Source organism: Sphingomonas sp. F9_3S_D5_B_2 (genome assembly GCF_054263715.1).
The window spans coordinates 102,229-128,157 of sequence record NZ_JBSZFB010000004.1 but is presented as its reverse complement, the minus strand read 5'-3'; the positions used below and the strand labels follow the sequence as shown (position 1 = coordinate 128,157).

Annotated in this window: 30 protein-coding genes, 1 tRNA gene, 1 other RNA gene and 1 pseudogene; 22 read left to right on the top strand and 11 right to left on the bottom strand. The window is 65.4% G+C overall.

Going from position 1 to position 25,929, the window contains the following annotated elements:
• Positions 1 to 83: 83 nt before the first annotated feature.
• Together ACUXST_RS11860 and ACUXST_RS11855 are read left to right on the top strand one after the other, a co-directional pair.
• Positions 84 to 845 carry a class I SAM-dependent methyltransferase gene (locus ACUXST_RS11860; RefSeq protein WP_458390193.1) on the top strand — a complete coding sequence of 254 codons (762 nt, stop codon included), beginning with the start codon at positions 84 to 86 and terminating at the stop codon, positions 843 to 845.
• The gene (locus tag ACUXST_RS11855) at positions 842 to 2,158 is read left to right on the top strand and encodes a dicarboxylate/amino acid:cation symporter (RefSeq protein WP_458390192.1); all 1,317 of its coding nucleotides are present in this window, start codon (positions 842 to 844) and stop codon (positions 2,156 to 2,158) included. The genes ACUXST_RS11860 and ACUXST_RS11855 overlap by 4 nt, the downstream gene beginning before the upstream one ends.
• Here ACUXST_RS11855 and ACUXST_RS11850 read toward each other — a convergent pair.
• Positions 2,122 to 2,868: a LytR/AlgR family response regulator transcription factor gene (locus ACUXST_RS11850; RefSeq protein ID WP_458390191.1), complete on the bottom strand. Its 747-nt coding sequence runs from the start codon at positions 2,866 to 2,868 to the stop codon at positions 2,122 to 2,124. The genes ACUXST_RS11855 and ACUXST_RS11850 overlap by 37 nt on opposite strands.
• Positions 2,861 to 4,069 (bottom strand): sensor histidine kinase, encoded by a 1,209-nt coding sequence (locus ACUXST_RS11845; protein ID WP_458390335.1) that lies wholly within the window; start codon positions 4,067 to 4,069, stop codon positions 2,861 to 2,863. Before ACUXST_RS11845 ends, ACUXST_RS11850 begins: the two co-directional genes overlap by 8 nt.
• Before the next feature lie 143 nt (positions 4,070 to 4,212).
• Here ACUXST_RS11845 and ACUXST_RS11840 point away from each other — a divergent pair, with 143 nt between their 5' ends.
• Both ACUXST_RS11840 and ACUXST_RS11835 read left to right on the top strand, forming a co-directional pair.
• Positions 4,213 to 4,431: a hypothetical protein gene (locus tag ACUXST_RS11840; protein WP_458390190.1), complete on the top strand. Its 219-nt coding sequence runs from the start codon at positions 4,213 to 4,215 to the stop codon at positions 4,429 to 4,431.
• A 194-nt stretch (positions 4,432 to 4,625) separates the two neighbouring features.
• On the top strand, positions 4,626 to 5,177 hold the full coding sequence (locus tag ACUXST_RS11835) for a hypothetical protein (protein ID WP_458390189.1): 552 nt from the start codon (positions 4,626 to 4,628) through the stop codon (positions 5,175 to 5,177).
• 14 nt (positions 5,178 to 5,191) lie between these two features.
• On the opposite strand, the gene ACUXST_RS11830 is transcribed toward ACUXST_RS11835, so the two are convergent.
• The 4 genes from ACUXST_RS11830 to ACUXST_RS11815 form a co-directional block, all read right to left on the bottom strand.
• Positions 5,192 to 5,677, bottom strand: coding sequence for a 5' nucleotidase, NT5C type (locus ACUXST_RS11830; RefSeq protein ID WP_458390188.1), 486 nt, complete (start codon positions 5,675 to 5,677; stop codon positions 5,192 to 5,194).
• On the bottom strand, positions 5,677 to 6,054 hold the full coding sequence (locus tag ACUXST_RS11825) for a hypothetical protein (protein ID WP_458390187.1): 378 nt from the start codon (positions 6,052 to 6,054) through the stop codon (positions 5,677 to 5,679). The genes ACUXST_RS11830 and ACUXST_RS11825 overlap by 1 nt, the downstream gene beginning before the upstream one ends.
• Positions 6,055 to 6,079: 25 nt before the next feature.
• Complete coding sequence (locus tag ACUXST_RS11820) at positions 6,080 to 7,477, bottom strand: UDP-N-acetylmuramate--L-alanine ligase (RefSeq protein WP_458390186.1); 1,398 nt, start codon at positions 7,475 to 7,477, stop codon at positions 6,080 to 6,082.
• 134 nt (positions 7,478 to 7,611) lie between these two features.
• On the bottom strand, positions 7,612 to 8,685 hold the full coding sequence (locus tag ACUXST_RS11815) for an aspartyl protease family protein (protein ID WP_458390185.1): 1,074 nt from the start codon (positions 8,683 to 8,685) through the stop codon (positions 7,612 to 7,614).
• Between the two features lie 159 nt (positions 8,686 to 8,844).
• On the opposite strand from ACUXST_RS11815, the gene ACUXST_RS11810 reads away from it, so the two are divergent.
• The 3 genes from ACUXST_RS11810 to ACUXST_RS11800 all read left to right on the top strand — a co-directional run bounded on the left by ACUXST_RS11810 (position 8,845) and on the right by ACUXST_RS11800 (position 10,697).
• Positions 8,845 to 9,489 carry a dihydrofolate reductase family protein gene (locus ACUXST_RS11810; RefSeq protein WP_458390184.1) on the top strand — a complete coding sequence of 215 codons (645 nt, stop codon included), beginning with the start codon at positions 8,845 to 8,847 and terminating at the stop codon, positions 9,487 to 9,489.
• A gap of 53 nt (positions 9,490 to 9,542) precedes the next feature.
• On the top strand, positions 9,543 to 10,355 hold the full coding sequence (locus ACUXST_RS11805; protein ID WP_458390183.1) for an LD-carboxypeptidase: 813 nt from the start codon (positions 9,543 to 9,545) through the stop codon (positions 10,353 to 10,355).
• Between the two features lie 72 nt (positions 10,356 to 10,427).
• Positions 10,428 to 10,697 carry an SWIB/MDM2 domain-containing protein gene (locus ACUXST_RS11800; protein ID WP_458390182.1) on the top strand — a complete coding sequence of 90 codons (270 nt, stop codon included), beginning with the start codon at positions 10,428 to 10,430 and terminating at the stop codon, positions 10,695 to 10,697.
• An 84-nt stretch (positions 10,698 to 10,781) separates the two neighbouring features.
• Here ACUXST_RS11800 and ACUXST_RS11795 read toward each other — a convergent pair whose 3' ends face one another.
• Together ACUXST_RS11795 and ACUXST_RS11790 are read right to left on the bottom strand one after the other, a co-directional pair.
• The gene (locus ACUXST_RS11795) at positions 10,782 to 11,522 is read right to left on the bottom strand and encodes an NUDIX hydrolase (RefSeq protein WP_458390181.1); all 741 of its coding nucleotides are present in this window, start codon (positions 11,520 to 11,522) and stop codon (positions 10,782 to 10,784) included.
• 84 nt (positions 11,523 to 11,606) lie between these two features.
• Positions 11,607 to 11,876 carry a hypothetical protein gene (locus ACUXST_RS11790; protein ID WP_458390180.1) on the bottom strand — a complete coding sequence of 90 codons (270 nt, stop codon included), beginning with the start codon at positions 11,874 to 11,876 and terminating at the stop codon, positions 11,607 to 11,609.
• 73 nt (positions 11,877 to 11,949) lie between these two features.
• On the opposite strand from ACUXST_RS11790, the gene ssrA reads away from it, so the two are divergent.
• Positions 11,950 to 12,293: a transfer-messenger RNA gene (gene ssrA, locus ACUXST_RS11785) on the top strand.
• Between the two features lie 87 nt (positions 12,294 to 12,380).
• Here ssrA and mscL read toward each other — a convergent pair.
• Together mscL and ACUXST_RS11775 are read right to left on the bottom strand one after the other, a co-directional pair.
• Positions 12,381 to 12,803 (bottom strand): large conductance mechanosensitive channel protein MscL, encoded by a 423-nt coding sequence (mscL, locus tag ACUXST_RS11780; RefSeq protein ID WP_458390179.1) that lies wholly within the window; start codon positions 12,801 to 12,803, stop codon positions 12,381 to 12,383.
• A gap of 94 nt (positions 12,804 to 12,897) precedes the next feature.
• Positions 12,898 to 13,179: a hypothetical protein gene (locus tag ACUXST_RS11775; RefSeq protein WP_458390178.1), complete on the bottom strand. Its 282-nt coding sequence runs from the start codon at positions 13,177 to 13,179 to the stop codon at positions 12,898 to 12,900.
• Positions 13,180 to 13,453: 274 nt separating this feature from the next.
• Here ACUXST_RS11775 and ACUXST_RS11770 point away from each other — a divergent pair, with 274 nt between their 5' ends.
• From ACUXST_RS11770 to ACUXST_RS11725, 10 genes and pseudogenes are all read left to right on the top strand, one after another.
• Positions 13,454 to 14,071 (top strand): LemA family protein, encoded by a 618-nt coding sequence (locus tag ACUXST_RS11770; protein WP_458390177.1) that lies wholly within the window; start codon positions 13,454 to 13,456, stop codon positions 14,069 to 14,071.
• 44 nt (positions 14,072 to 14,115) lie between these two features.
• The gene (locus ACUXST_RS11765; protein WP_458390176.1) at positions 14,116 to 14,955 is read left to right on the top strand and encodes a TPM domain-containing protein; all 840 of its coding nucleotides are present in this window, start codon (positions 14,116 to 14,118) and stop codon (positions 14,953 to 14,955) included.
• Positions 14,949 to 15,626: a TPM domain-containing protein gene (locus ACUXST_RS11760; protein ID WP_458390175.1), complete on the top strand. Its 678-nt coding sequence runs from the start codon at positions 14,949 to 14,951 to the stop codon at positions 15,624 to 15,626. Before ACUXST_RS11765 ends, ACUXST_RS11760 begins: the two co-directional genes overlap by 7 nt.
• Positions 15,623 to 16,138, top strand: coding sequence for an NUDIX hydrolase (locus ACUXST_RS11755; protein WP_458390174.1), 516 nt, complete (start codon positions 15,623 to 15,625; stop codon positions 16,136 to 16,138). The genes ACUXST_RS11760 and ACUXST_RS11755 overlap by 4 nt, the downstream gene beginning before the upstream one ends.
• A 38-nt stretch (positions 16,139 to 16,176) precedes the next feature.
• The gene (locus ACUXST_RS11750; protein WP_458390173.1) at positions 16,177 to 17,010 is read left to right on the top strand and encodes a metallophosphoesterase family protein; all 834 of its coding nucleotides are present in this window, start codon (positions 16,177 to 16,179) and stop codon (positions 17,008 to 17,010) included.
• A 38-nt stretch (positions 17,011 to 17,048) separates the two neighbouring features.
• On the top strand, positions 17,049 to 17,906 hold the full coding sequence (gene nadC / locus ACUXST_RS11745; RefSeq protein WP_458390172.1) for a carboxylating nicotinate-nucleotide diphosphorylase: 858 nt from the start codon (positions 17,049 to 17,051) through the stop codon (positions 17,904 to 17,906).
• A 103-nt stretch (positions 17,907 to 18,009) separates the two neighbouring features.
• Positions 18,010 to 18,594, top strand: coding sequence for a hypothetical protein (locus ACUXST_RS11740; RefSeq protein WP_458390171.1), 585 nt, complete (start codon positions 18,010 to 18,012; stop codon positions 18,592 to 18,594).
• 138 nt (positions 18,595 to 18,732) lie between these two features.
• Positions 18,733 to 20,139, top strand: coding sequence for an NAD(P)H-dependent flavin oxidoreductase (locus tag ACUXST_RS11735; RefSeq protein WP_458390170.1), 1,407 nt, complete (start codon positions 18,733 to 18,735; stop codon positions 20,137 to 20,139).
• Positions 20,139 to 20,618 carry an SH3 domain-containing protein gene (locus ACUXST_RS11730; protein ID WP_458390169.1) on the top strand — a complete coding sequence of 160 codons (480 nt, stop codon included), beginning with the start codon at positions 20,139 to 20,141 and terminating at the stop codon, positions 20,616 to 20,618. The genes ACUXST_RS11735 and ACUXST_RS11730 overlap by 1 nt, the downstream gene beginning before the upstream one ends.
• A 14-nt stretch (positions 20,619 to 20,632) precedes the next feature.
• Positions 20,633 to 21,076, top strand: a pseudogene (locus ACUXST_RS11725) (RidA family protein).
• Between the two features lie 7 nt (positions 21,077 to 21,083).
• On the opposite strand, the gene ACUXST_RS11720 reads toward ACUXST_RS11725, so the two are convergent.
• Complete coding sequence (locus ACUXST_RS11720) at positions 21,084 to 21,455, bottom strand: PilZ domain-containing protein (protein WP_458390168.1); 372 nt, start codon at positions 21,453 to 21,455, stop codon at positions 21,084 to 21,086.
• Positions 21,456 to 21,865: 410 nt separating this feature from the next.
• On the opposite strand from ACUXST_RS11720, the gene rpsA reads away from it, so the two are divergent.
• From rpsA to ACUXST_RS11700, 4 genes are all read left to right on the top strand, one after another.
• Entirely contained in the window at positions 21,866 to 23,602 is a 1,737-nt protein-coding gene (gene rpsA / locus ACUXST_RS11715) for a 30S ribosomal protein S1 (protein ID WP_458390167.1), read from the top strand.
• Between the two features lie 139 nt (positions 23,603 to 23,741).
• Positions 23,742 to 24,038 carry an integration host factor subunit beta gene (locus tag ACUXST_RS11710; RefSeq protein ID WP_458390166.1) on the top strand — a complete coding sequence of 99 codons (297 nt, stop codon included), beginning with the start codon at positions 23,742 to 23,744 and terminating at the stop codon, positions 24,036 to 24,038.
• 35 nt (positions 24,039 to 24,073) lie between these two features.
• Positions 24,074 to 24,159: transfer RNA gene (locus ACUXST_RS11705), tRNA-Leu, on the top strand.
• An 83-nt stretch (positions 24,160 to 24,242) separates the two neighbouring features.
• Positions 24,243 to 25,856 carry a putative bifunctional diguanylate cyclase/phosphodiesterase gene (locus ACUXST_RS11700; protein WP_458390165.1) on the top strand — a complete coding sequence of 538 codons (1,614 nt, stop codon included), beginning with the start codon at positions 24,243 to 24,245 and terminating at the stop codon, positions 25,854 to 25,856.
• Positions 25,857 to 25,929: the final 73 nt, after the last annotated feature.

The window sequence follows — 25,929 nt, the reverse complement described above, 5'->3', positions numbered from 1 at the left end:
GGCGCCCGACGTCGCGACGTGCCTGCTGGCGCGTGACCGTGGCGAGCGATACAAGCGGACGCACACAACCGCAGGGGGATTCCATGCGCACCATTGCCGTGTCCGCGATCGTAGTTGCTATGGCCGTCTCGCCAGTGCTCGCCCGTCCTGCGGCAGCCCCGACCATCGCCACGGCCGTCGCGATGCCAGGCCGCTCCGCGGACAACGTGAAGCTGGACGAGTCCCGCAAGCCGGCCGAAGTTCTCGCCTTCCTCGGTGTGAAACGGGGAATGCATGCGCTCGATCTCTTCGGGGCCAACCGCTACTGGTCGGAGATCATGGCTCCGGTCGTCGGGCCGACGGGTAGCGTCGCGGTCTGGGAGCCAACGCAATTCTACGATGGCGAAGGCAAGACGGCCTTCGCCGCGTTCAAGGCGAAGAACCCGAACGTTTCCATCGTATCGACGCCCTTCGAGGCTCCCGTGCTGCCGAAGAACAGGTTTGACGTCGCGATGCTCAACCTGAACTATCACGACGTCTACTGGCAGAGCGACAAGTACAAGATCCCGAAGATGAACCCCGCGCGGTTCCTGAAGACGGTCTACGGCGCGATGAAGCCAGGTGGAGTGATCGGCGTCATCGATCACGCCGCCAGCCCGAACTCCGACACCCGGGCAACGGTGGAGAAATACCACCGCATCGACCCGGCGGTGGTGAAGGCGGACTTCCGCCGCGCCGGCTTCGTGCTGGTCGGCAGCAGCGATATCCTGCGCAACTCTGCGGATCGGCACGACCTGCCGGTGTTTGATGCTAAGATCCGCGGCAAGACCGACCGGTTCTTCCTCAAATTCAAGAAGCCGCGTTGAGCGAGGCTCCTCCGGCGGTCGGCACCGGCCGCAGCACTCGAGCCTACTGGCCGCTCGCCGCGCTGATTGTCGGCATAACGCTTGGAGCAACGTCGGGCTGGATGAGCCCGCAACTGCATTCGGCCGCGATCGGCACCGCCGATTTCGTCGGCACCTTGTGGCTGAACGGCCTCAAGATGACCGTTATCCCGCTGGTGGTCGCCTTGCTGGTGGTGGGCATCGCCAAAAGCGCGGAGGCGGCGCAGGGCGGGCGCATCGCCGGACGCAGCGTGCTCTGGACGGTCATCTTCTGCACCGCATCGGCGGTGTTCGGTACGCTGGTGATGCTCCTGCTCACCGACCTCTGGCCGCTGGGCCGGACGACGGCAGCGGCGCTGCAGCATGCGCTTGGAGCCGTGGAGGCCAAGACCACGACGCCCCTTCCGGGCATCGCGGACTTCTTCAAGGGCGTGATCCCGGGCAATGTCTTCGCCGCTGCAACTAACGGCGACGTGCTGCCGCTGGTTGTCTTCGCGCTGCTGTTTGCGCTGGCGCTCGGCAAGCTTGCCGCAAGGCGCCGCGCCGTCGTCGTCGAGCTGTTCGAAGCGGTTGCCGAGGCGCTGCTGGTCATCATCGGCTGGGTGCTGCTCCTGGCGCCACTCGGCGTCCTGGCGCTGGGCTTCACCGTGGGCGCGTCCGCCGGCGGCGCGGCCTTCGCGGGGCTTGGCCACTACATCGCCCTCATCTCGGGCGTCGGGGTTCTGGTCTGGCTGCTTGCCTATCCGGTCGCGGTCATCGGCGGGCGCATTGGCCTGGCCACGTTCGCGCGCGGCATGATCCCGCCCCAGGCAGTGGCGATCTCGACACGATCCTCGCTTGCGTCGCTGCCGGCGATGCTGACCGCTTCACGCGACATCGGCGTGCGTCACCAGGTCGGCGACGTCACCTTGCCGATCGCGGTGGCGTTGTTCCGCGCGACGGGGCCGGCGATGAATGTCGCAGTTGCAATGTACGTGGCGCATTGGCTCGGCCTCCACCCGAGCGCCGGACAGATCATTGCTGCGACAGCCGTTGGCGCGGTCATGAGCTACGGAGCGGTCAGCCTGCCCGGAGAGGTGAGCTACATCAGCTCGATCGCGCCGATTGCCCTCGCCTTGGGAGTGCCGATCGCGCCGCTCGGGCTCCTCGTCGCCGTCGAAATGGTGCCGGACATCTTCAGGACGCTTGGCAACGTCAACTTTGACGTTGCGCTTGCCGCCGTCGTCAACCGGTCGACGGCTGGCGATGCCGCAGTGGATCAGCGTCCGGCGATTGAGCGCACGCGGTCCGAGTAAAGCCGGCCGACCGGCTGCTCGCTGCCGTCGATCAGGCGCGCAATCCACCGTCCCGAGGGGCTGCGGGTGAACCCCGCGATGAAGTCCTTGCGGACGATCGCCGAGCGATGGAGGCGCACGAACAGCTCGGGGTCGAGACCTTCTTCGAGGGCGGCCATGGAATGGTGGATCAACCAGCTGCGCCGTCCGACATGGAGCCGCATGTAGTCGCGCTCCGCCGAAACCCGGTCGATGTCGCGCGAGGCGATACGGACGAGTCCGGTCAGGTCCGATGCCCAGAACTCGTCGAGGTGGGGGGAGGGGGCATGCTCCTCTTGCGGCTGGGTCTTGCGTCTCTCGAGATAGTCGCGGGCGCGGTCGAGGGCGCGCTGCAGGCGCACCGGCTCGACCGGCTTCATCAAATAGTCGACCGCTGCCACCTCGAACGCCGCCACCGCGAACTGGTCAAAGGCCGTCACGAAGATGACTGCCGGACTCGGCCGGTGATCGGCGAGCGCCTGGGCGACTTCGATGCCGTCGAGACCGGGCATAGCGATATCGAGAAGGAGCAGGTCGGGGCTGAGCGCCTGGCTCATCTGCACGGTGCTTTCGCCGTCGCTCGCGGTGCCGACCAGCGCGACGTCCACGAACCGTGCGAGCAACAGCTGCAGCCGTTCCGCGGCCAACGGCTCGTCATCGGCGATGAGAACGCGGATCGGCGCTTCAGTCATGCCGGTCCAGGGGAAGCAGCAGTTCGACCCGGTACCCGCCCTCTTCCGTGGCGCCAAACGAGCAGCTGGCGAGGTTGCCGAAGCGGGCAGAGAGGCGCTGCCGCACGTTGGCGATGCCGACCCCCGTCCCGGAAAGCTCGGCAGCCTTCTTGGCGAGCGGACGGCCGCCGCGATTGGTGACCTCGATCGCGATGCGACCGGGGCCCGCTTCGCGCGCGGCAATGCGAAGAATGACTGTGTCGCGCGTCGGCGAGACCGCGTGCTTGATCGCGTTCTCAACCAGCGGCTGCAGGATCAAGGCCGGGAGCCGCGCCTTCTCGAGGTCCTCGGGCACGTCCACCTCGACCTTGAGGCGGCGCGGGAAGCGCACGCGCTCGATGTCCAAGTACAGCCGCTGCAGGGCGATCTCCTCGGCGAGGCTGATGTCCGCGCCGGTGTCGAGCGTCAGGCTCTGGCGGAAGAATGTCGACAGCTTGAGCACCATCGATTCCGCTTCCTCACCGCGGTCGGCGATGATCAGCGACGAGAGCGAGTTCAGCGTGTTGAACAGGAAGTGCGGGTTGACCTGGTAGCGCAGCGCACGGAGCTGCGCGGCCTGGGCGGCACTTTCCGCCTCGGCCGCTCTCCGTTGCGCGCCGAGCGCGACCGATTGCGCCTGGGTCGCGATATAAAAGGCGGTCCAGGCGAGAAAGAAGAATAGCCAGATGACCGCGGCGTCGGCCGCGTAGCGGAAGCGCTGGTTGGGATCGAGCTGCGCCATCTTGGGCAGGGTCAGCACCAGCGGTTCTGCGGCGCTGCGCTCGATACGGACGCTGCGGCCCTGCTCGACCACGACGAAGCCCTCCCGCGCCTGGAAGCGGAACTGCTCCTTGCTTTGGCGCAGGTGGTCCTCGATCTCGATGAGCGCTGCTGCCATCAGCGCGGAGGCGACGACGGAGCCGGCAACAGCGATGATGGCTTTGCGGCGTATCATCCCGCCTGAGCCGAACGTCGCGATCGCCACGTAGATGAGTGCGGTGAGGACAATTCCGACCAGGATTACGATCAGCTTGTTCTGGACGGTCGTCATCGGGTCCGAGCCGAGGAACGCGCGGGCGGCGACCGTCGCGGCATAGAAGAGCCAGAAACCGAGGATCGACTTGATCGCCAGCGGCCAGTCGGCGAAGCGGCTTCTGGCGGGCGCTACGGGCATCATGAGCATGTTCACCGTCTTGCTCCTTATCCGCCCCCTCTGGAACCGCCGATCGCCGCATTGGCAGAACGATGCCGCCTGCCGGTCGAAAGGAGCTGCTCGGAACGACCGTTGCGGATGGTCGTTTGGGTGAGACGCGAGGGAGGATGACGATGAGCGAAGGCCAGGACAAACAGACGCCGCCACCGCCGCCCGTCTTCTCGGCTCCGCCGGAACGCAGCCTCGAGCGCAAGCTCAAGCACAACCCCGACGATCTCGACGCGAAGGCCGATGTCGGCAGCGACGAGTCCATGGACGCGTCCGATCCGCCGTCCGCAGCGCAGCCGGGACAGAACGACGACCCGGTCCCTTCATCCGGATTTCCCGAATAGGTTCCACGGGCGTCACGAAATTCCCGTGAAGTTGCAACAAATCAACAATCCACAGTTTTGACCGTCGGAGGCAATTTCCTCCTTGCCGCGGTGACTCCCCTCTGATTCAATCTGAACGGGGGGTGGGATTGTGGTTAAGATTCTTGCAACCAAAACCACAGCATGATCCCGCCCAGGCAAAAGGAGTCGGGTTCATGATTACGCGGACCAGCCAGCCGGCAAGCGGCGCGATGCTGATCTCGGAGATGAAGGAGTTTGCGGGCTTTCCAAAGGCCACGCAGCGCTACATCCGCCGTTCGCTCGACGTAGCATACGGCCGCCGCGATCCCATCGAGTGCTGGGCACGCGACGAGGCCGAAGGCGCCTCCATTCGCGGCCAGGCACGGCTCTACAAGCAGCTCGATCATCTGCGCCTCCAGGTGCCGGACGACAGCGGTCTCGACATGATCGAACCGTTCATCGGCATGCTGATCACTGTTTCGGCGTTCGACCTTGGCCAGGATCGCCTGCCTAACTTCGCCGCCTACCGCTTCCTCTACGAGCGTCTGATCGGCGCTTCGGCGCGGCCGTGGCTGCCGTCGGCATTCTGCGCCGCCGCAGCGCTTCCGCACCTTCATCCCGATCGCCGCCGCCTGCTGCTGCAGTCGATCAGCGAAAGCGCGGCGACCGCGCCGGGCTGGTCCAACCGTGAGCCGGTGTTCTGGCCGGAGTGGGTCGAGAAGGTCGACGTCAAGGCCGCCGCCTAACGATCGCCGGGGCGTCAAGGCGCCTTCACGGACGGGAAGATAGTCGCCAGCTGCCGTAGGCTGTCCTCGGCATTCCTATGATGCACGAACACTACGCCCGCCGCCTCGTAAGCGGCGCGGTGGTTCTCGCGATCGTCCACCAGCACGTCACCCGCGTGCATATGCTTGTGCTTGTCGCGTGCCATGCAGGTGACAATTGGAACGCCGGGAAAGTGCTCGGCGGCCCAGGCCACCTTCTGCGGCGCCGCCCAGTTGCCGAGCGGCAGGCCAGTCAGGATCGTCGGCTTGAGGTGCTCAACGGCGTCGAACAGCAGCCGCGCGTCCGGCATTTCGGGAAGGCTGCCGTAGAAGTTCCTGGCCGCCGCCAACCGGCGCCAGAACTCGCGCCGGCCGTGCTTCGCCTCGAACTGCCTGGATGGCACGCCGAACAGGCGGCACGCGCCCTCGTCGAAATCGGCGAGAACTCCGTCGGCGTCTAGGAACAGCCGCGGCTCGGCCATCAGAAGCGGGCTGGCTCCAGGGTGATCGGCACGGGCGGCTTGATCGCCGTCCAGCCGCGATCCCGGAGTACGTCGTTGCTTTCCTTCGCTCTCCGGCCCGGTCCCAGCGACCAGGTGATGTGGAAGGTCGAACCGTCCGGACGATGGGTCGTCCCGTCCAGCGCAACGACGAGGCATTCGAGGCTGTCGCCATCATCCCCTCGGCCGACCACCTGAGCCTTCGGCCTCGCCGGTAGCGGCGTATCCATCGCGGCGCCGACCCGCAGCGTGACGTGATCAGCAACGACGTTCTCATACTTCGGCGGGAATTGCTGCAGCAGCAGTTCGCGATCCGTCTGCGCGAGCTTCCAGCCGGTTACTGATCCAGGTTTACCCATCGCGCCTTGACGCCGGAGAGCGCGTTCAGTTCCGGTCGCCGAGCCTCGTTACCAGTTCGCGCGCGAAATCGCTGAGCGTGTCGTCGCGGGCGCCCATGATCACGATGCGGTCGCCGCGCTGCGCGTCCCGCAGTAGCGCGTCGCTAATGCTACCGCGGTCCGCCAGGTGCTGGGCCTCGCCGCCGCGCTGCCGCACCGCGTCGGCCAACCAGTCGGACCCACGCGTCTTCTCGACAGTCCCGCCAAAGTAGGCTGGGTCGGGCAGGTACAGCCGGTCGCCCGCAGCAAGCCCCTGCGCGAAGCTGTCGGCAAGCTCGTCCCCCATCTTGGCCAGGGGCCCGAAGCCGTGCGGCTGAAAGATGACGAGCAGGCGGCCGGGGTGGGCCCGGAGGGTCGCCAGGCTGGCGTCGATCTTGTCGGGGTTGTGCGCGAAGTCGTCGATGACGGTGACGCCGCCGGCCGAGCCGACCGTCTCCAGCCGGCGCTTCAGGCCTTCGAAGCGCGCGAGCGCCTGCACCGCGTCCTCGACGCGGATGCCGACGGCATTCGCGCCAGCGATTGCTGCAAGCGCATTCGAGGCGTTGTGACGTCCGGGCACAGCAAGCCGCACCTGGTGGCGCTCGCCCTCCGCCTCCAGGGCGAAGCTAGCTCCATCGCTCAGCAGCTGCAGGTCCTTGCCCATGAACTGAGCAGCCGGTGCGTCGAAGCCGTAGCCGATCGCCTTGCCCGTCGGCAGCGCCTCGGCGAGTGCTCGCGTCTCCGCATCGTCGAGGTTCAGCACAGCCTTGCGCGCGGCGTCGAGGAAGCCTGCGAAGAGGCCCCGAAGCTCGTCCATCTCCTTATGGTCGAGGCTGATGTTGGTCAGCACCGCGACTTCCGGCCGATAGAGCGAGATGGAGCCGTCGCTTTCATCGACCTCGCTGACGAACAGTTCGGGATCGCCGACCAGCGCGCTTGCGAACGGCGCCGACGGTGTCACGAAATTCTTCATCACCGCGCCGTTCATGACCGTCGGCTGGCGATGGCAGGCGTGGAGGATCCAGCCTATCATGCCGGTGACGGTCGACTTGCCGCTGGTGCCGCCCACCGCGACGCTGCGCTGCGCCTGATTGAGGAGCTGGGCAAGGAATTGCGGGCGGGTGAGGTGCGTCAGGCCGAGTTCGCGGGCGCGAACGACGTCGGGGATCGTCTCCTCGACGGCGGCCGAAGTCACCAGGGTCATGCCGTCCTGCAGGCCCGAGCCGTCCTGCGGGAAAAGCTGGATGCCGAGCGAGCGGAGATAGTCGAACTTGGGCGCAATCCGCCCAGCGTCAAGTGACCGGTCGCTGCCGGAAATGCGGCTGCCCGAAGCCCGAACGATGGAGGCAAGCGGAAGCATGCCGCTGCCGCCGATACCGCAGAAAAAATAGCGCGAATCATTCATGGCCGCGGCCCTATTGAAGGGCAGGTCGATTGGAAAGCAGCACCGGGCCGACCGTGCCGATCCGCGGATCGCTGCCGGCAAGTTCGCTGCGCTTATCCAATCATATCCATTACGCCCGGCTAGCTAATGAGACGTCACCGCAGGCAAGCTTCCGTGCTTCCGGCGGGCAGGAGGAAGGTCAGCCTCTCATTCACCGAGGTGTCGACGTAGAAACCCTGCGCCTTGCAGCGCCGCAGCTGGAAGCGGACTTTGCGCGCCCGGAAGTCGAGTGACACGCGGCGGAAGTTCGCGAGCAGGTCGGTGCCCAAGAGCAAGGCGGGCTCGTCCCGAAGCCCGAATGCCGCAAACGGCGGCACGTCCGCGAAGGCGATCGGAATGTCCCGCAGGGTCACGGGGCCAAGCTGCAGCTCGTCGATGCGCGTCATCTGCAATGTGATGGGGATTCCCGTCACGCCGACCGCGACGGCAGTCGAGAACTTGTTTCGGTGCCGCCGGAACAGCTTGTCGCGGAGCGCCAAGTTGCCAATCGTGACTTCGGATCCGGTATCGATGACGGCATCCAGCGGAAGGCCCGCGGCCGAAACATGGGCGAGGATGAGCTGCCCGCGTCGGCGCCGGGCGACGATGACGATCTCGCCGGCGATATGCCGATCCGGAAGCCGGGCGTCCTCTACCTTGATGGTCCGCTTCTCGAAATCCATCATAAGACGTTGCATGACCAGCGCGTCGATGCCGATCAGGCCATCGCCGCCGACATCGACCTCGCGCAGTGCGGGGAGGTCGAGGTTGTTGATCGTGCTTGGCCCGAGAGTGAGTTGATCGACCCTAACGCGGTCGACGACGTCGCGCGCCGTCATGCCGTTGAGGATCGCCGGCGTGCCGATCGGGAGCTGCAGACCTCGCGCGATGCGAAGCCCGACAACGGAGGTGTCAGCGCCGCTATCGACGACGAAGCGAAAAGGACCTCGGCCGTTGACCAGCACCTCAACGCTGAGGCGAGTATCGACGAGCCGCGCCTTTACGTCCTGGCCCCCGATCACGAGCGTGTTGTCGATCTGCGCCGGAGTCAGCGGCGGAAGCATGGAGGGAGTGGACGGCGGCGGGTTGAGGTTGCTGATCCGCGGAGCTTGCGCTGCGGCGGCAGCATCGCTGGCGGCGCTGCAGAACGTGAGCGACAATGCGACGACCAGGCTACGCACAGTAGACATTTGGCTCGCCTCCTCACCGGAGGACGCCAGGATACGCCTGACGAGGCTGGCTTGCCACACAATTTGCGTGGCGACGCTGTTGCGGACCGTTGTCGGTTCCTTATGCTGCAGCGGATGAGTGGGCGAAGCCCGTTTTGCTCCGCCGGAGGACAGTCACACGTGACAGCGAAGGTGAGAGTTGGCGGGTTCGCAGTGTCGCTCGACGGCTTTGGTGCGGGCCCAGAGCAAAGCCTGGAGAACCCGCTCGGCAAGCGTGGGCAGGAACTGCATCAATGGCAATTCGGCACGAGGGCCTTCCAGTCGATGATCGGCAAGGAGGGTGGCTCCGAAGGCGTCGATAACGACTTCGCTCTGCGTTCGATGGAAGGGTTCGGCGCCTACATTCTCGGCCGCAATATGTTCGGACCGGTCCGCGGCGAGTGGCCTGATGACCAGTGGAAGGGCTGGTGGGGCGACAATCCCCCGTATCACGCGACAACCTTCGTTCTTACGCATCACCCGCGCGAACCGATCGACATGGAAGGCGGCACGACCTTCATCTTCGTCACCGATGGCATCGAGGCGGCGCTGGAACAGGCGCGCGCCGCCGCGGGCGATCGCGACGTGAAGGTCGGCGGCGGCGTGTGGACTGTCCGGCAATATCTCGAGGCCAATCTGATCGACGAAATGCACCTGGTATTCTCGCCGGTGATGCTCGGGTCGGGTGAAGCGCTGTTCGAAGGCATCGACCTTCCGGCGCTTGGCTTCACCGTCACCGACCGCGTGACGACGGAGTTCGCAACCCACGTGGTGCTCAGCCGGTAACAAGGACGAGCAGCCCATTGCGGACATTGGCTTCGCCACCCTAAGCAGCGGCCATGCGCATCGCCGTTGTCGCTCCGAGTTGCACGCTCAGGCGGGAAGCCGCTGAGGCAGTGCAGCGTATCGTCGACGCGAGAGGCGATTGCGTCCTTTCCATTCATCCACAGTGCTTCCTGGCGGAAGGGCATTTCGCGGGACCGGATGCCGCGCGGCTGCAAGCGCTGCGCGAAGTCATGGCCGATCCGGCGGTGGACGCTGTGTGGTTCGCGCGCGGGGGCTACGGTTCCAACCGGATTGCCGCGGCCGCTCTTGCCGACCTGCCGGACGCGGCTCGGTCCAAGCTTTACATGGGCTACAGCGACGCCGGTTTCCTGCTGGCGGGTCTGCACAAGGCCGGTGTGCAGGTCGCCTGGGGTCCAATGCCGCAGGACATGGTGCGGAGCGGCGGCGAAGCGGCGATCGGCCGTGCGCTCGACTGGCTGGTGCGCAGAGACCCGTCGGCCGTCGAGCCGGGGCTGAGCGGTCCGGCGATGGCGTTCAACCTGACGGTGCTTTCCAACCTGCTGGGAACGCCCCTCGAGCCGGACTTCACCGGCGCCGACCTGCTGATCGAGGACGTTGGCGAGCACCTCTACCGGACCGACCGGACGATGTTCCATGTCACGTCGAACGCGAACGTGCGGAGGGCGCGGCAAATCCGGCTCGGGCGGGTCGCCGACGTGCTTGCGAACGACGTCGAGTTCGGCTCGGACGAGGTTGCGATCGTCGAGGATTGGTGCCGCCGTTCGGCTATCGAATACGGCGGCCGCGCGGACATCGGCCACGACGCCGCCAACAAGGTCGTGCCCTTCGCCGCCGCCTCGGAGTGATCCCCCTCTGCAACGGCATTGCAAAGAGGGTGGAGTTGCGCTCTACGAAGGTAAGAACAACAGGAGGGCCTGATGGCACAAGGGACTGGACGTAAAGCAGGGGGCGGACTGGCTCGCCCGGTTCAACCTTCCGCGGATCTCGCGGCGATTTGCGGGAGCGACCCGCTGCCGCGCAGCCAGGTGGTTTCGAAGGTGTGGGACCACATCCGCAAGAACAACCTGCAGAACCCTCAGAACAAAAGAGAAATCGTTGCTGACGACAAGCTGAAGAAGGTCTTCGGCGGCAAGGACCGCGTCAGCATGTTCGAAATGAACAAGCACCTGTCGAACCATCTGAAGTAGAAACTTCAAGGTTCCAGATCGAAAGGGGGTCCGCTTCGGCGGGCCCCTTTTTTCATTGCGCGCAACTAGCGAATCACCTTCGCGTCAGCCTCGCCAGAGCCCGTCCAGCCGCTCCTGAGTGACCGGATAACCGAGGTCACCGGGGATGGTGATGAAGCGTTCGTTATCCTTTTCTTCGACCCACGGAGAAATCGGCTCAATGGCATGAGCTTCGGCGTCGGTGCGGATCTCGTCGAAGCTTGCATGCTGCGCGAGCCGCTCGAGCGTGCGGCGGGTCGGGAAGATCAGCCGCGCCTTGCCGCGCTGCTCCCGCTGCAGGACTTCCGCGGCTGGCAGCCAGGACGCGCCGGCGCACTCGCCGGCGTTGACGTTCGGAACCCATTCGCCATCGGGTGCGCGCGCGACGAAGAACATGGTGTCGAACCGCCGCACTGCGTGGAACTTGGGCACCCAGCGCGCGAACGGCACGAGCGCCGCTGGGTCGAGGCGGACACCGTTGTCGCGAAGAACGTCGGCAAAGCCACCGTCGGCGACCAGCGCTGATTGCATGTCGCGGGCGAGCGACGCGTCAGGCTGCGGAGCGATTCCGACGGGCACTGCAGTTTCCTCGATCGTCTCGCGGATCGCGGCGACGGCCGCCGCACTTGCTCCAAGCGCGCCAGCAAGCGCTTCGTCGGCGGCGTCAATGCGCCCGCCCGGGAAGACCAGCGCACCGGCGGCGAAGGCCATGCCCCGGCTGCGCTCCACCATCAGCAGCTCGGGCTTACGGCCAGGCGCCTCGCGAACGATGATCAGCGTTGCGGCGGGGATCGCTTCGTCAGGCATGGCGGCGGCGTAGGCGTTGCGCGGACAAATAAAAAGCCGCCCGGAACGCGCCCGGGCGGCTCATACGCGCGAACCATGCCAGCGTTACATGCCGCTGACGTTCTGCTCCTCATCGTCGCTCGGATTGACGGTGGTGTTCACCGGCGCGCTCGCATTCTGGTCGGCGGGCGTGGTCACTGGCGCCGGCGCAGGCGTGTTGGCGGCGTCGTTCGCCGCATCGTTCGCAAGGTCGTTGAGCTGCTCGACATCAGGCTGGTTCATGACGGCGTCGTCAACCTGGTCCTGGTTCTTGCTGCCGCATGCGCTGAGGGCCAGCGCGGCTGCTCCGATCACGGCGAAAGTCAGTCTGTTCATCGTCCTCGAATTCCCATGGAGTTGGCGCATGGCTGCGCGTTACCAGCAGTGGACGGGCCGCCGCAATGCCCCCAGCCTTGAGAACGCGCCCGAAAAACCCTATCTGACCTGTGTCGGGGCAACCCGGCTACGTCGGTAGACTGTTGGGTGGAATAGGCATCTCGGACCCGGGGGGCAGTACCCCGGCGCCTCCACCATCAACCGCGGTGCAACGCGGCTGATGATGGGGGCGAAATAGGATCGACGAGTGCAATAAAGGCCTAATTGCCGATCGGATTGAGCCACCGCGACGGCTCATTCACACAAGTGCCAACGATAACGAGGCGCTCGCAATTGCTGCGTAACTGATGGCCTAACGGTCTAAGTTACAATGACAAAAGCGCGGTTGGACCCCACCGGGCAACAGAAGGGGATTCCAGCGGCCTCCAGGGGAGCCGGGCAACAGAATCCCCTGGACTTCTCATCGAACGCGCGAAGCCGAAAAAGGATGGGCTTGGCCGCGGTCTAGCGGCGCCGCAACTCGTCCCTGATCTCGGCCAGCAGCTCAACTTCTGTCGGGCCACCTGGCGCGTCTTCCTTCCTTCGCATCCCCTTATTGGCTGCGCGAACCAGCAGGAAGATGATGAAGGCGAGGATCAGGAAGTTGATGACCACAGTCACGAACTGGCCCCAGCCGAGCACCGGTGCGCCGGCTGCTTTCAACGCGGCATAGTCGTTGAGACTGCCATGGTAGCCCGGAGGGACGGGGCCAAGCAGCGTGAAGTAGCTGGAGAAATCGAGCCCGCCGAAGATTGCGCCGACGACCGGCATGATGATGTCTTCGGTCAGGCTGGTGGTGATGGTGGCGAACGCCGCGCCGATGATGACGGCGACGGCCAGGTCGAGCACATTGCCCTTGGCGATGAACGCGCGGAATTCCTTCAGCATGGCAGCCCCCTTCACGCTTGCGTTGAGCGAACGACAGTAAGCACGCTGCGATGCGGATGGAAGTGACGGCGCCGCTGCGTGAGGCCGGAGAGAGTTAGTCGTTGTTCGCCGTCGCAGGGCCCGGCAGGCACTGCTTGACCGCCTTGATCAAAGGCCCGACCTTCTCGCCCGGCACGCCTGTCGAGCCGCTGCGGTACGCGTTCCTCGCGCGCAGTCTGGTCCGCTTCACGTCCTTGTAAACGGCAGGACCGGTCAGCCCGAGATTCGAACCGAACTTCAACGCGTCTTCGAGGTTGCCTTCCGCCGCCTTCTCGATGTCGAACCGGTACAGACCGTACTGGCGAAGCTGCGGGGCAGGGATAAGGTTCGAGCTCACGTCTAGCACGCCAATGCAATGGATCGACTGTTCGTAAATCTTTTTATCAGGCGGGTGGCAGCCGGAGAGGGCGGCCGATAGCAGGCCCATTGCGGCGCAAGTTAGCCCTGATCGCTTCATCCGGGGAATCTGCGCCGTGCGTCTGATCTGCGCAATGGCGGAGATTGGAAGTCGTGCGAAGCTGCTGTGTTGCTCCTCTAGAACAGCCCATTGAACCCTAACGGCAGTGCGTCTACCTAAGCGGGCACGTGACGCGATCTTAGGGGACTGTCAGATGACCGCGCTTGCCCGTTTCACTCCGGCCGCTTCGCTGAAGCGCGCCATGCTCGTTCTGCTTGCTGCAATCGGATTGTCGAGCTGCGGGCTCAACAGCGTTCCGACCTCCGAAGAGCAGGTCAACGCCGCCTGGGGCAACCTCCAGAGCGAATATCAACGTCGTTCCGACCTCATCCCGAACCTGGTCGCGACCGTGCAGGGATATGCCAAGCAGGAAAAGGACGTCCTGACGCAGGTCACAGAAGCCCGCGCCAATGCGAACCGCGTCCAGCTAAGCGCGGCCGATCTCGACGACCCGGCAAAGGTGAGCGCCTTCAACGAGGCTCAGAGCCGGCTGACCAGCGCCATCATCCCGCTGCAGCGGATGCAGGAGGCCTATCCCGAGTTGAAGTCGAACGAGAACTTCCTGACGCTGCAGTCGCAGCTCGAAGGGACCGAGAACTCGATCCTGGTCGCTCGCCGCGACTACAATGCCGCCGTCCAGTCATACAACACGCGCATCCGGACCTTCCCGGACGCGATCGGCGCCAAGATCTTCTACGGCGCCAAGCCCAAGGTGCCCTTCGAAGCCTCGGCCGGCGCGCAGAACGCGCCGAAGGTCAACTTCGGCTCTTGAGCCAGACCATGCGCGTCCATCCCGCGCCGGCGGGAGGCTTGACCTTGAAGGGCTGGCCTCCTGCCGTCGCGCGGTTCACCAAAGTCCTGCTGCTGTGCTTGGTGCTGTTCGCCGTGCCGGCGGTGGCGCAGACCTTCCCGAAGCTGACCGGCCGGGTTGTTGACGAGGCGCATCTCCTCTCGCCCGAGCAGGTGCTCGATCTCACCAGCAAGTCCGAGGCGCTGGAGGCGCAAAGCAAGCGCCAGTTCGTCGTCGCCACCGTGCCCAGCCTGCAGGGGCGCACGATCGAGGATTACGGCTATCAGCTCGGCCGCGCGTGGGGCATCGGGCAGAAGGGCAAGGACGACGGCGTCATCCTGCTCGTCGCTCCGAACGAGCACCAGGTGCGGATCGAGACAGGCTACGGCGCGCGCGTGTTTCTGACCGATGCAGTGTCGAGCATCATCATTCGCAACCAGATCCTGCCCAAGTTCAAGGCCGGCGATTTCGGTGGCGGCATCGAGGCGGGGGCGGATGCGATTATCAAGCAGATGAGCCTGCCCGCGGTTGAAGCGCAGAAGAACGTCGCCGAGGCGGAACAGCAACAGCGGCAGCACCAGCATTCGAGCGGCGGAGCAATTCCGGCGATCTTCTGGTTCATGATCATCGGTTTCGTCCTGCTGTCGATGATGCGGCGCGCCGGTGGACGGCGTTATCGCCGGCGCCGCGGCGGGATCAGTCCATGGGTCGTGCTGTGGGGACTCGACGCACTTTCCCACTCCGGCCGCAGCAGCGGCTGGGGCGGCGGCGGCAGTTCCTGGGGCGGCGGCGGCGGAGGCGGTTTCGGCGGCTTCTCCGGCGGCGGAGGCTCGTTCGGCGGCGGCGGGGCGTCGGGTTCATGGTGACGAAGCTCAGCGAAGCCGACCACCAGGAGGTCAGCGCCGCGATCGCGGCGGCGGAGGGCAAGAGCGCGGGCGAGATCGTCGCCGTCGCAACGCCGATCAGCGATTCCTACCACGACGTCGCGCTGCACTGGTCGCTGGTGCCGCTGTTCGCGGTGCTCGCGTGGGCGGCCTGGTGCCCGTCCTGCCTGACGTGGTGGTATCACCTGCTGTTCGGCGCGTGGCAGCCGGAGCCGACGCTCGGTCAATTGCTGACGTTGCTGATGTTCTTCGCGGCACTCAAGTTCACGATCGCGCTGCTGATCCTGAAGTGGATGCCGCTGCGGCTCGCGCTGACGCCGGGGGCGACCAAGCAGCGGCGTGTCCGCCGCCGTGCGGTCTCGGTCTTCAAGGCGGCGGCCGAGCGGCGTACCGAGGGACGCACCGGCATTCTCATTTATTTGTCGATGGCCGAGCGGCGCGCCGAGATCGTTGCCGACGAGGCGATCCTGAAGGTCACCGACGCGCATACCTGGGGCGAGGCGATGGAGGCGCTGATCACCGATGTCCGGGCCGGACGTCCGGGCGACGGCATCTGCGCAGCGATCGAACAGGTCGGCGTGGTGCTTGCGAAGCATTTCCCGCGTTCAGCGACCGACATCAACGAGATACCGGACAAGCTGATCGAGCTATGAAATTCGAAGACCTGCCGCCGCCCGAGGTCATGTGGGCGGGAAAATTCGTGCGCGCCGTCCGCCGCGGCAAATGGGAATATGCCAGCCGCGCCAACGACATTCGCGCGGTCGTCATTCTCGCGGAATATGAGGGCAAGGTGATCCTGGTCGACCAGCCGCGCGTGCCGCTGGGCAAGAGGAGCATCGAGCTACCCGCTGGCCTGGTCGGCGACACCGACCCGAACGCCACCATTGAGGGAACGGCGGTCAAGGAGCTGGAGGAGGAGACCGGCTTTACGGCCGAGCATGTGGAGCGGCTCGGCGAATTCTACGCGTCGCCAGGTATGCTGTCGGAAGGCTTCACGCTGGTGCGCGCAACGGGGCTCAGGAAGATTGGCGAGGGCGGCGGCGACGAGAACGAGGACATCAACGTCCACCTCGTTCCGCGCGCAGACATCCCCGAGTTCATCGAGCAGAAGCGGCGGGAGGGGCTCGGCGTCGACGTCAAGCTTCTGCTGTTCCTCGACTTCTGAACGGCTGAACCGCAGCGAGGGCCGCGCGTTCACCGCGCATGGCTCGGCTCCTCCATCTGTCGGATCTCCACTTCGGAGCGCATGACCAGCGCCTGGTCGATGCCGTCGAGCGCAGCATCGGCGAGCTCAAGCCCGACCTGGTGGTCGTGAGCGGCGACTTCACGCAGCGCGCCAAGACGGAAGAGTTCGCGGAGGCCTGCCGCTTCCTCGAACGGCTGCGCGACGGCGGTCACGAAGTGCTCGGCGTCCCGGGCAATCACGACGTGCCGCTCTATGATGTGCTGCGCCGCTTCCTGTCGCCGCTCACGCGCTACAAGCGCTATATCGACGACGTGCTGTGCCCCGTGCACGAGGTTCGCGGCGCGATCGTGCTCGGAATCAACACGGCGCGATCGCTGACGTTCAAGGACGGGCGGATCAACGCCGAGCAGGTCGAGTTCATCCGCGACACCTTTGCGCGTGCGGATTCCGAAAGCGTTCGCGTTCTCGTCACCCATCACCCGCTGTTCGCGCTGAAGGTCGGTGAGGAACTGCAGCCGGCGATCGGTCGGCAGGAAATGGCACTGGACGCCGTCGAGGAAGCCGGCGTCGACGTGCTTCTTGCCGGGCATAACCATCACGCCTCCGTGAACAGCGCCAAAGACCTGGTGACCCGTGCCGGCGGAGCGCTCGTCGTGCAGGCGGGTACCGCGACTTCGACGCGGGTCCGCGATCAGGACCAGAGCTTCAACGTCGTCGACGTCGAATCGGGCCGCGTCGTGCTGACGGTTCATAGCTGGGCAGGGGAGGGTTATCGCCCGTCCGACGCGCAGGCGTTCGAGCAGAGCGATGGCCTATGGAAGCTCGTGCGAACGCCGCAGCCCGCCGGTTGAGCTTGTCGGCCGCGCCAGCGCTCGACTAGAGCGGGGAAATGCCGCTTTCCACAGAGTTCGACATTACCGAGTTCGTCGATCGCCTGCTCACCGAAGACATGGGCTCGCGCGGCGACGTCACGTCGAATGCGACCATCGGCGCAGACGAGCGCTTCGCCGCCGAGATGGCATCACGGCAGGACATCGTCGTTGCCGGACTCGACATCGCTGTTGCGGTTTTCCGCGCGCTCGACCCAGCGGTGGACATCGAATTGCTGAGCACCGACGGCGACGCGATCGCGGCGGGCGACGCGCTGATGCGGCTGCGCGGCAATGCGCGGGCGATGCTTGCCGCCGAACGGTCGGCGCTCAACACGCTTCAGCACCTGTCCGGGATCGCCACGCTGACGCGAAGCTATGTCGATGCGATCGCCGGCACCGGGGCGACGCTGCTGGACACGCGCAAGACGATCCCGGGACTGCGTGCGCTCGACAAATATGCTGCGCGGATGGGCGGCGCTACCAACCACCGCATGCGGCTCGATGATGGCGTTCTGATCAAGGACAATCACGTCGCTGTGTGCGGCGGCGTTGCCGAAGCGGTGCGGCGCGCCAAGGCCGCGAACACCGGGCTTCAGGTGCAGGTTGAAGTCGACAGTGTTGCGCAGATCGAACCGGCACTAGCGGCCGGAGCCGATCGGCTGCTCCTCGACAACATGCCGCCGCCGGTGCTGCGCGAGGCTGTAGCTCTGGTGGCCGGCCGGGTTCCGCTGGAGGCGTCCGGCGGCGTAAACCTCGATACGATCCGCACAATCGCGGAGACGGGCGTCGATTTCATCTCGGCCGGACGCATCACCCAGTCCGCTCCCGCGGTGGATATCGGGCTCGATTACGCAATTCAGGCGTTGACGTCATGAAAGCACGTTCATCACCCTGACAGCAGGTTTGGTGCACGTGCGGAATGGAGTCGGCCTCGGTGTGTATTGAGGCTGATGCGTTTGAAAATCGAGGAGTATTTCGATGAAGAAAGTCATCGGTCTCGCGCTCGCGGCATCATCGCTCGTGGCGCTCCCGACTGCGGCGAACGCCCGCGATCACCATCGTCACCAGTATCGCAACGGCTATTCGTCCTACGGTTACAACAACTATCGTTATGCGCGTCCGCGGGTCGCCTACCGCAGCTACCGCGGCTACCGCAACTACGGTTACGCCTACCCGCGCGTCGGCGTAAGCATCGGTTACGGCTATCCGTCGTACGGTTACGGCTATCCAGCCTATAACTACGGCTACGGGTATCCGGCGTACGGTTACGGTGCTCCGGCCTATGGCTACGGCTACGCTGCTCCGGCTTACAGCTCCGGCTACGGCTACGGTTATCGCCCGGGCTATTACGGCAACGGCTATCAGTGCGGAAACCCGGCTGCAGGCGCGGTCGTCGGCGGCGTCGCCGGCGCGGTGATCGGCAGCTCGGTTGGAAGCAACGGCCATCACTATCGCCGTTACGGCTATCGCCATGGTGGCGGCGGCCGCACGACGGGGGCACTGATCGGCGGAGCGCTTGGCGCGGTCGTCGGCAGCGCCGTCAGCCAGGGCAATTGCTACTAAGCAACCGCCCGGATTTGAGGCCTAAAGAAGCGGGGCTCCGGAACCTACCGGGGCCCCGCTTACTTTTTGCATTCATTACGCGAGCGGCGGCCCTATATGGCTGTTTGCGGGCGCGTGCCGCGCCTGAGGAGACGAGCGTTGTTCAAGGGCCTTAAGCCCATTCTGTATGCCGGCAAGGAAGTCTGGCCGCTCATTGAAGGCGGCAAGGGCGTGTCGGCAACAAACCACGCGAGCTCTGGCGCGTGGGCAGCCGCCGGAGGCATCGGCACCGTCAGCGCCGTCAACGCTGACAGCTACGATCCGGAAGGCCGGATCATCCCGCAAATCTATGAAGGACTAACCCGCCGCGAGCGGCATGAGGAGTTGATCCGCTTCGCCGTCGACGGCGCGGTTGCCCAGGTTGAGCGCGCCTATGAAATGGCGGGCGGCCGCGGCGCCATCAATATCAACGTCCTGTGGGAAATGGGCGGCGCCCAGCGCGTCCTCCACGGCGTGCTCGAGCGCACCAAGGGTCTGGTCAGCGGCGTCACCTGCGGCGCCGGAATGCCCTACAAGCTCAGCGAGATCGCGGCATCATACGGCGTCAGCTACCTGCCGATCATCAGCTCGGCGCGCGCGTTCAGCGCATTGTGGAAGCGCGCCTATCACAAGGCCGCGGAATGGCTTGCCGCCGTCGTCTATGAAGATCCGTGGCTTGCCGGCGGCCACAATGGCTTGAGCAACGCCGAGGACCCGCGAAAGCCGCAGGATCCCTATCCCCGCGTCAAGGCGCTCCGCGACACCATGCGCGAGCAGGGCATCGCCGACAGTGTTCCGATCGTGATGGCGGGCGGCGTGTGGCGGCTCGACGAGTGGGAAAACTGGATCGACAACCCCGAGCTCGGGCAGGTCGTCTTCCAGTTCGGAACGCGGCCGCTGCTGACCCAGGAAAGTCCGATTCCGCCGGAGTGGAAAGCGCGCCTGGTCGACCTCGAAGAGGGCGACATCCTGCTGCACCGCTTCTCGCCGACCGGATTCTACTCGTCGGCGGTGCGCAACCCGTTCCTTCGCAACCTCGAAGCACGTAGCGACCGCCAGATCGCCTTCACCAAGGAAGCGATCGGCGACCACCATTTCGAGCTCGACGTTGGCGTCGGCACGAAGAAGAACTACTGGGTGACGAGGGGCGACCTGATCCACGCCCGCGAGTGGTTCGCACAGGGCTTCACCAGCGCAATGAAGACGCCGGACGACACCTTGGTGTTCGTGACACCGGACGAAGAGAAGCTCATCCGCAAGGACCAGGCCGACTGCATGGGCTGCCTCAGCCAGTGCGCTTTTTCCTCCTGGGCGGACAATGAGAAGAACTCGACGGGACGCCTCGCCGACCCGCGCAGCTTCTGCATCCAGAAAACGCTTCAGGACATCGCGCACGGCGGACCCGTCGAGAACAACCTCATGTTCGCGGGCCATGCCGCATTCCGGTTCAAGACCGACCCGTTCTACTCCAACGGCTTCGTCCCGACGGTGAAGCAACTCGTGGACCGCATCCTGACGGGGGCCTGATGACGGCGCGGGGGGCCCTTACTGCATTCCTGATCTTGGCTGCGGCGAGCCCGGCGCTCGCGCAGGAGAAGCAGCCGCCCTACTGGGCGTCGATCGCTTCTGGCCAGGCGATCACCCGCACGGGGCCGGGGCGGAATTATCCCGGAGTCTGGCTGTACCAGCGCCGCGACCTGCCCGTTCGTGTCGTCAAGAAGTACCAGACCTGGCGCATGATCCAGGATCCCGATGGAGCGCAGGGGTGGATGCTCGTCACTCTGCTCAGCGACCGCCGCACCGCGCTGATCAAGCCCGGCGCACGCCGCTCGTTGCGGGCGACGCCGAACGACGACGCCAAGGTGCGCTTCACCGCGGAGCCGGGTGTCGTCGGCCGTGTCGACAAGTGCAGCAGGGGCTGGTGCCGTCTCACCGTCGGCAAGCGCCAGGGCTATATTCAGATCAACGACTTGTGGGGCGTAAGCGAAGGGGAAGTCGTCGACTAACAGGGAAGGGGACGATGAAGGTTGTAGTTGCTTCAGTGCTTGCGTTGGCCGCGACGAACGCGACGGCCGCTGCTCCCCTGCAATATTACCCTGCGCCCGCCGTGCAGGGCCGTCCGGCGCCATTCTCCAGCGCCGTTCGTGCCGGCGACGTTCTGTACCTGTCCGGGCAAATCGGAATTGCGCCGGATGGCAAGCTCCCCGCGGGCATCGACGCCCAGACACGTCAGGCGATGGACAATATCGCAGCGGTGCTGAAGCGCTCCGGCCGCGGCTGAAACGACGTGTTCCATTGCACCGCGATGCTGAGCGACATGGCCAACTGGCCGGCGTTCAACAAAGTCTACGTCACCTATTTCGCTCCGGGCCACTTGCCCGCCAGAAGTGCGCTCGGCGTCAACGGCCTTGCCTTGGGCGCGATGGTCGAGGTGGAATGCCAGGCCTACGCCGGCAGCGGCTAGGCTGGTCCTAGCGGGCCATTCCGGTCGTCCAGTCCTCCAGCGCAGCGGAGAGTTCCGGCGCCAGTCCGGCGGACTTCTTCAGCCGGTGCTTGACCATCTGCACCTCGCCGAGGCTGATCGGGTCGTCGAACGCCACTCCGAACTCGTCGCCAAGGATCCAGGCGACGCTGCCGAAAGCCCGCGCATTCTCGACGGTGACGATCAGTTCTTCGCCCATCTCCGGCAGGTCGGGGGACCGCAGCCGCACTCCGGTGCAGGACAGGTCGACGACAACGGCGCTGAAGGACCTGGTCACGGTCGTAAACACGGCGAGCGCCGGTGCCGGTTCACGCCTGGCGCGGCGGCGGCCGCCGCCTCTGCATTTTCCAAAGTCACTCATTACTCGGGCTCCTACAAGCCCCCCACGCCGCCAATGAGTAACCGTCCTGGCGTTAAGCGCGACTTTCGGCGAGTGGTTAACGAACCGGCGTTCAACCCAGGTTAGCGACGGCCGTTTGCGAGCGGCGGCTGCTTGCGGTGGAGTGCCCGCTAGGGTAGAGGGACGACCGTCCGGCGGGCGCTAAGGTGCTCGCGGAAGCCCGCATTTGCGCGAGCGCGTGGAGTTCCGGCCCACTGACCGGCACTCGACGCGCCCATTTGCTTGCGGCGCTTCATGCGATCGGCATCCGGCGGACGCCTTCGGAGCACGAGGCTCCGGCGGCAGTGCATGCAACCAGGTCCGCATGTGAAGCCCAGCCATGGTGGCAGGCACGCGGCAGGCCGATTGAAGACGAGAGAAACACGAAATTTATGGCGACCACGACATTCCCGACCCGCGACGACTTTGCGGATCTCCTGAACAAGAGCCTCGGCGGCGAGAACGAAACCTTCGAGGGCAAGGTGGTGAAGGGCATCGTCACGGGCATCGAGAATGACCTGGCCGTCATCGATGTTGGACTGAAGAGCGAGGGCCGCGTCCCGCTTCGCGAATTCGCAGCGCCGGGCCAGAAGGCCGAGCTGGCGATCGGCGACGAAGTCGAGGTCTATGTCGACCGCGTCGAGAACAGCGCCGGCGAAGCAATGCTGTCCCGCGATCGCGCGCGCCGCGAAGCCGCCTGGGATAAGCTCGAAAAGGAGTTCGAAGCCGGCAACCGCGTCGAAGGCGTGATCTTCGGCCGCGTGAAGGGCGGGTTCACTGTCGACCTCGGCGGCGCCGTGGCGTTCCTGCCGGGCAGCCAGGTCGATATCCGGCCGGTTCGCGACGTCGGCCCGCTGATGGACCTGCCGCAGCCGTTCCAGGTGCTGAAGATGGATCGCCGTCGCGGCAACATCGTCGTGTCACGGCGCGCCATCCTCGAAGAGACCCGCGCGGAACAGCGCAGCGGCCTCATCCAGAGCCTCGCGGAAGGCCAGGTCATCGAGGGCGTGGTCAAGAACATCACCGACTACGGCGCGTTCGTCGACCTCGGCGGTATCGATGGCCTGCTGCACGTGACCGACATCAGCTACAAGCGCGTCAATCATCCGTCCGAGGTTCTCAACATCGGCGACACGGTGAAGGTGCAGATCATCCGCATCAATCGCGAGACGCAGCGCATCAGCCTCGGCATGAAGCAGCTCGAGAGCGATCCGTGGGAAGGCGCGTCGGCCAAGTATCCGCTCGAAGGCGTGTTCCGCGGCCGCGTCACCAACATCACCGAGTACGGCGCGTTCGTCGAGCTGGAGCCGGGCATCGAAGGCCTCGTCCACGTCTCGGAGATGAGCTGGACCAAGAAGAACGTCCACCCGGGCAAGATCGTCAGCACTTCGCAGGAAGTTGACGTCAAGGTGCTCGAGGTCGACGAGGAGAAGCGCCGGATTTCGCTCGGCCTGAAGCAGGCGCAGTCGAACCCGTGGGAAGCCTTCGCCGAAGCGCACCCGGTCGGTTCGGTGGTCGAGGGCGAAGTCAAGAACGCCACCGAGTTCGGCCTGTTCGTCGGCCTCGAGGGGGACGTCGATGGCATGGTCCACATGTCGGACATCGCCTGGGGCGTGTCGGGCGAGGAAGCGCTGCAGCTTCACCGCAAGGGTGAGACCGTCAAGGCGCAGGTTCTCGATGTCGACGTCGAGAAGGAGCGCATCAGCCTCGGCATGAAGCAGCTCGAAGGCGGCGGCAGCGGCGCCGGTGCCGCGACCGGCGGCAGCAGCGCCGGAGCAAGCGCCGGGGGCGTCAAGAAGGGCGACACCGTCACGGTCACCGTCCGCGCCGTGCAGGACTCGGGCCTCGATGTTCAGGTCGGCGACGATGGAGCCACCGGCTTCCTCAAGCGCACCGATCTCGGCCGCGATCGCGACGAGCAGCGTCCGGAGCGCTTCCAGGTCGGCCAGAAGCTGGACGCGATGGTCATCGGCTTCGACCGTTCGAAGAAGCCGAACTTCTCCGTCAAGGCGCGCCAGATCGCCGACGAGAAGGAAGCGGTTGCGCAGTACGGCTCGTCGGATTCCGGCGCGTCGCTCGGCGACATCCTCGGCCAGGCACTCAAGGAAGCCCAGAACAAGAAGAAGTAAGCCAGATATGGGACGGCTCTCCTGCCGAGGGCCGTCCAAATCTGCTTGCGCCTGGCGCGGTTTCCTGACAGCCTCAAAAACCCGTCCGCTTGTGCCTAGGGGAGCGCGGCCGGTCCAATTCGAGCGGGATAATTCACCGATGATTCGATCCGAACTGGTGCAGAAGCTCTGCGGCGACTTTCCGGACCTCACCCAGCGTGAGGTCGAGGGCGTCGTTGCAGCCATCTTCGATTCCATCACGGACCAGCTCTCGCAGGGCGGCCGCGTCGAGCTTCGCGGCTTCGGCGCATTCTCGACCCGCAAGCGCGACGCGCGCGTCGGCCGCAATCCGCGCACCGGCCAGTCGGTCGAGGTCGACGCGAAGCGCGTGCCCTATTTCAAGCCGGGCAAGGAGATGCGCGATCGCCTGAACTTACAGGAAGTCACTTCGGAATAGCCCGGCTGGCTCCTACCGTCGCCAGCGCGAGCGTAGCGGACGTGGCGGAACGGTAGACGCTGGGGACTTAAAATCCTCTTCCCGATAGGGAGTGTGGGTTCGAATCCCACCGTCCGCACCATCGTCGCCCTGGCCTGCGGAGAGGCCCTACACGTCCGATTCGGATGGACGATTTGTTAAGCCTTCAGCGGTTAATCCACATTGGTGTCCAAGGCGTTCGAAAAGACTGCGGCAGGCCCGAGCCCTTCGCGGCTGGTCAACGCCAAGCGCGACGCGCTCGTTCTCACGATCCTGATCGCTGCCGTGATGATGCTGATCTGGAACGGCGGCACGTTCTTCTACGGCCTGCGCATCGCCGGTCCGCAGCTCGATCACCAGCTCCGCCTTGCCAGCACGGCGCTGACCCTCAACGTTGCGCTGATCCTGTTCGGCTGGCGCCGCTATGTCGACTTGCAGCATGAAGCCGAGCGGCGGGCAGACGGTGAACGACGCGCCGCACTACTCGCAACGACCGATCCGACGACGGGATTGCTGAACCGCAAAGGCTTCGCCGATCGCGCGGCCGGGCTATGCGCCGGCCCGCTCGCAACTGCCGCCCAGCTCGTCATCGTCTCCGTCCAGATCCATCGCTTCAAGTCGGTCAACGACCAGCACGGGCACGAGACGGGCGACCGCGTCCTCAAGATGCTTGCGTCCAGCATGACCGAGAGCCTCGGCGAGGCGGCGGTCATCGGCCGTCTCGCCGCGGACGAATTCGCGATCGCGCTCATCATCGCCGACGGCGATACCACCGAAGCGGAGGCGCTCGCCGAAACGGCGCTCCTGTCCGCCAGCCGGCCATTCGCCGTCGATCATCGGGTCATCCAGCTTGGTGCATTCGCCGGCATCGCCGCTGCTCCGGCCGCGCAGACGCGTATCCCCGACCTTCTGCGGCGCGCCGATATTGCAATGGACCGCGCCAAGAGCGGCCGGATCGGCCGCCCGGTCTGGTTCGACGATGGCATGGAGCGGGCGCTGCTTGCCCAGGGCGAGATCGAACAGGGCGTTCGCTTTGGCCTCGAGCACGGCCAGTTCATTCCGTTCTTCGAGCCGCAAGTGGACCTGTCCACCGGCGAGATCATCGGGTTCGAGGTGCTTGCCCGCTGGAACCACCCGCTGTCGAGCTCCGTTGGCCCCGACATCTTCATCCCCGTCGCCGAAGAGATCGGCGTCATCGGCAGGCTCTCCGAACAGGTGATCGGCGCCGCGCTCCGCGAAGCGGTGGCGTGGGATCCCAAGATCACAATCTCGGTCAACATCTCGCCGTCGCAATTTGCCGACGGCTGGCTTGCGCAACGCATCGTCCGCCTGCTGACGGAAACCGGTTTTCCGGCCGAACGGCTCGTCGTCGAAGTGACTGAAAGCTCGCTGTTTGCCGACATGGACCTGGCGCGAAGCATCGTCACGAGCCTGAAGAACCAGGGCGTGCGGCTGGCGCTCGACGACTTCGGCACGGGCTTCTCGTCTCTCGCGCACCTGCGCTCGCTGCCGTTCGACGTCATCAAGATCGACCGCAGCTTCCTGACCGACGTCGAGAACAATCGCGAGAGCGTCGCGATCATCCGCGCCGTAACGACGCTCGCCAACGCCTTGTCAGTGCCGGTTTGCGTCGAAGGCATTGAGGCGGAGGCTGCCTTCCAGACAGTGATGGGCCTTGGCTGTGAGATCGGGCAAGGTTGGTATTTCGGCAAGGCGATGCCCGCGGAGGACGCGACCGAGCTCCTGTCCTCGCGCAGTCGCCAGGCGCAGGATCAACCGCTGAAAACTGCCAGCATCTAGGCGTTTCTCAAGACTGCCGAAGCGCTCGCGTCTCGTTTCGAGACGGTGGGAGCGCTGTGCGAAGTGCGTAGTT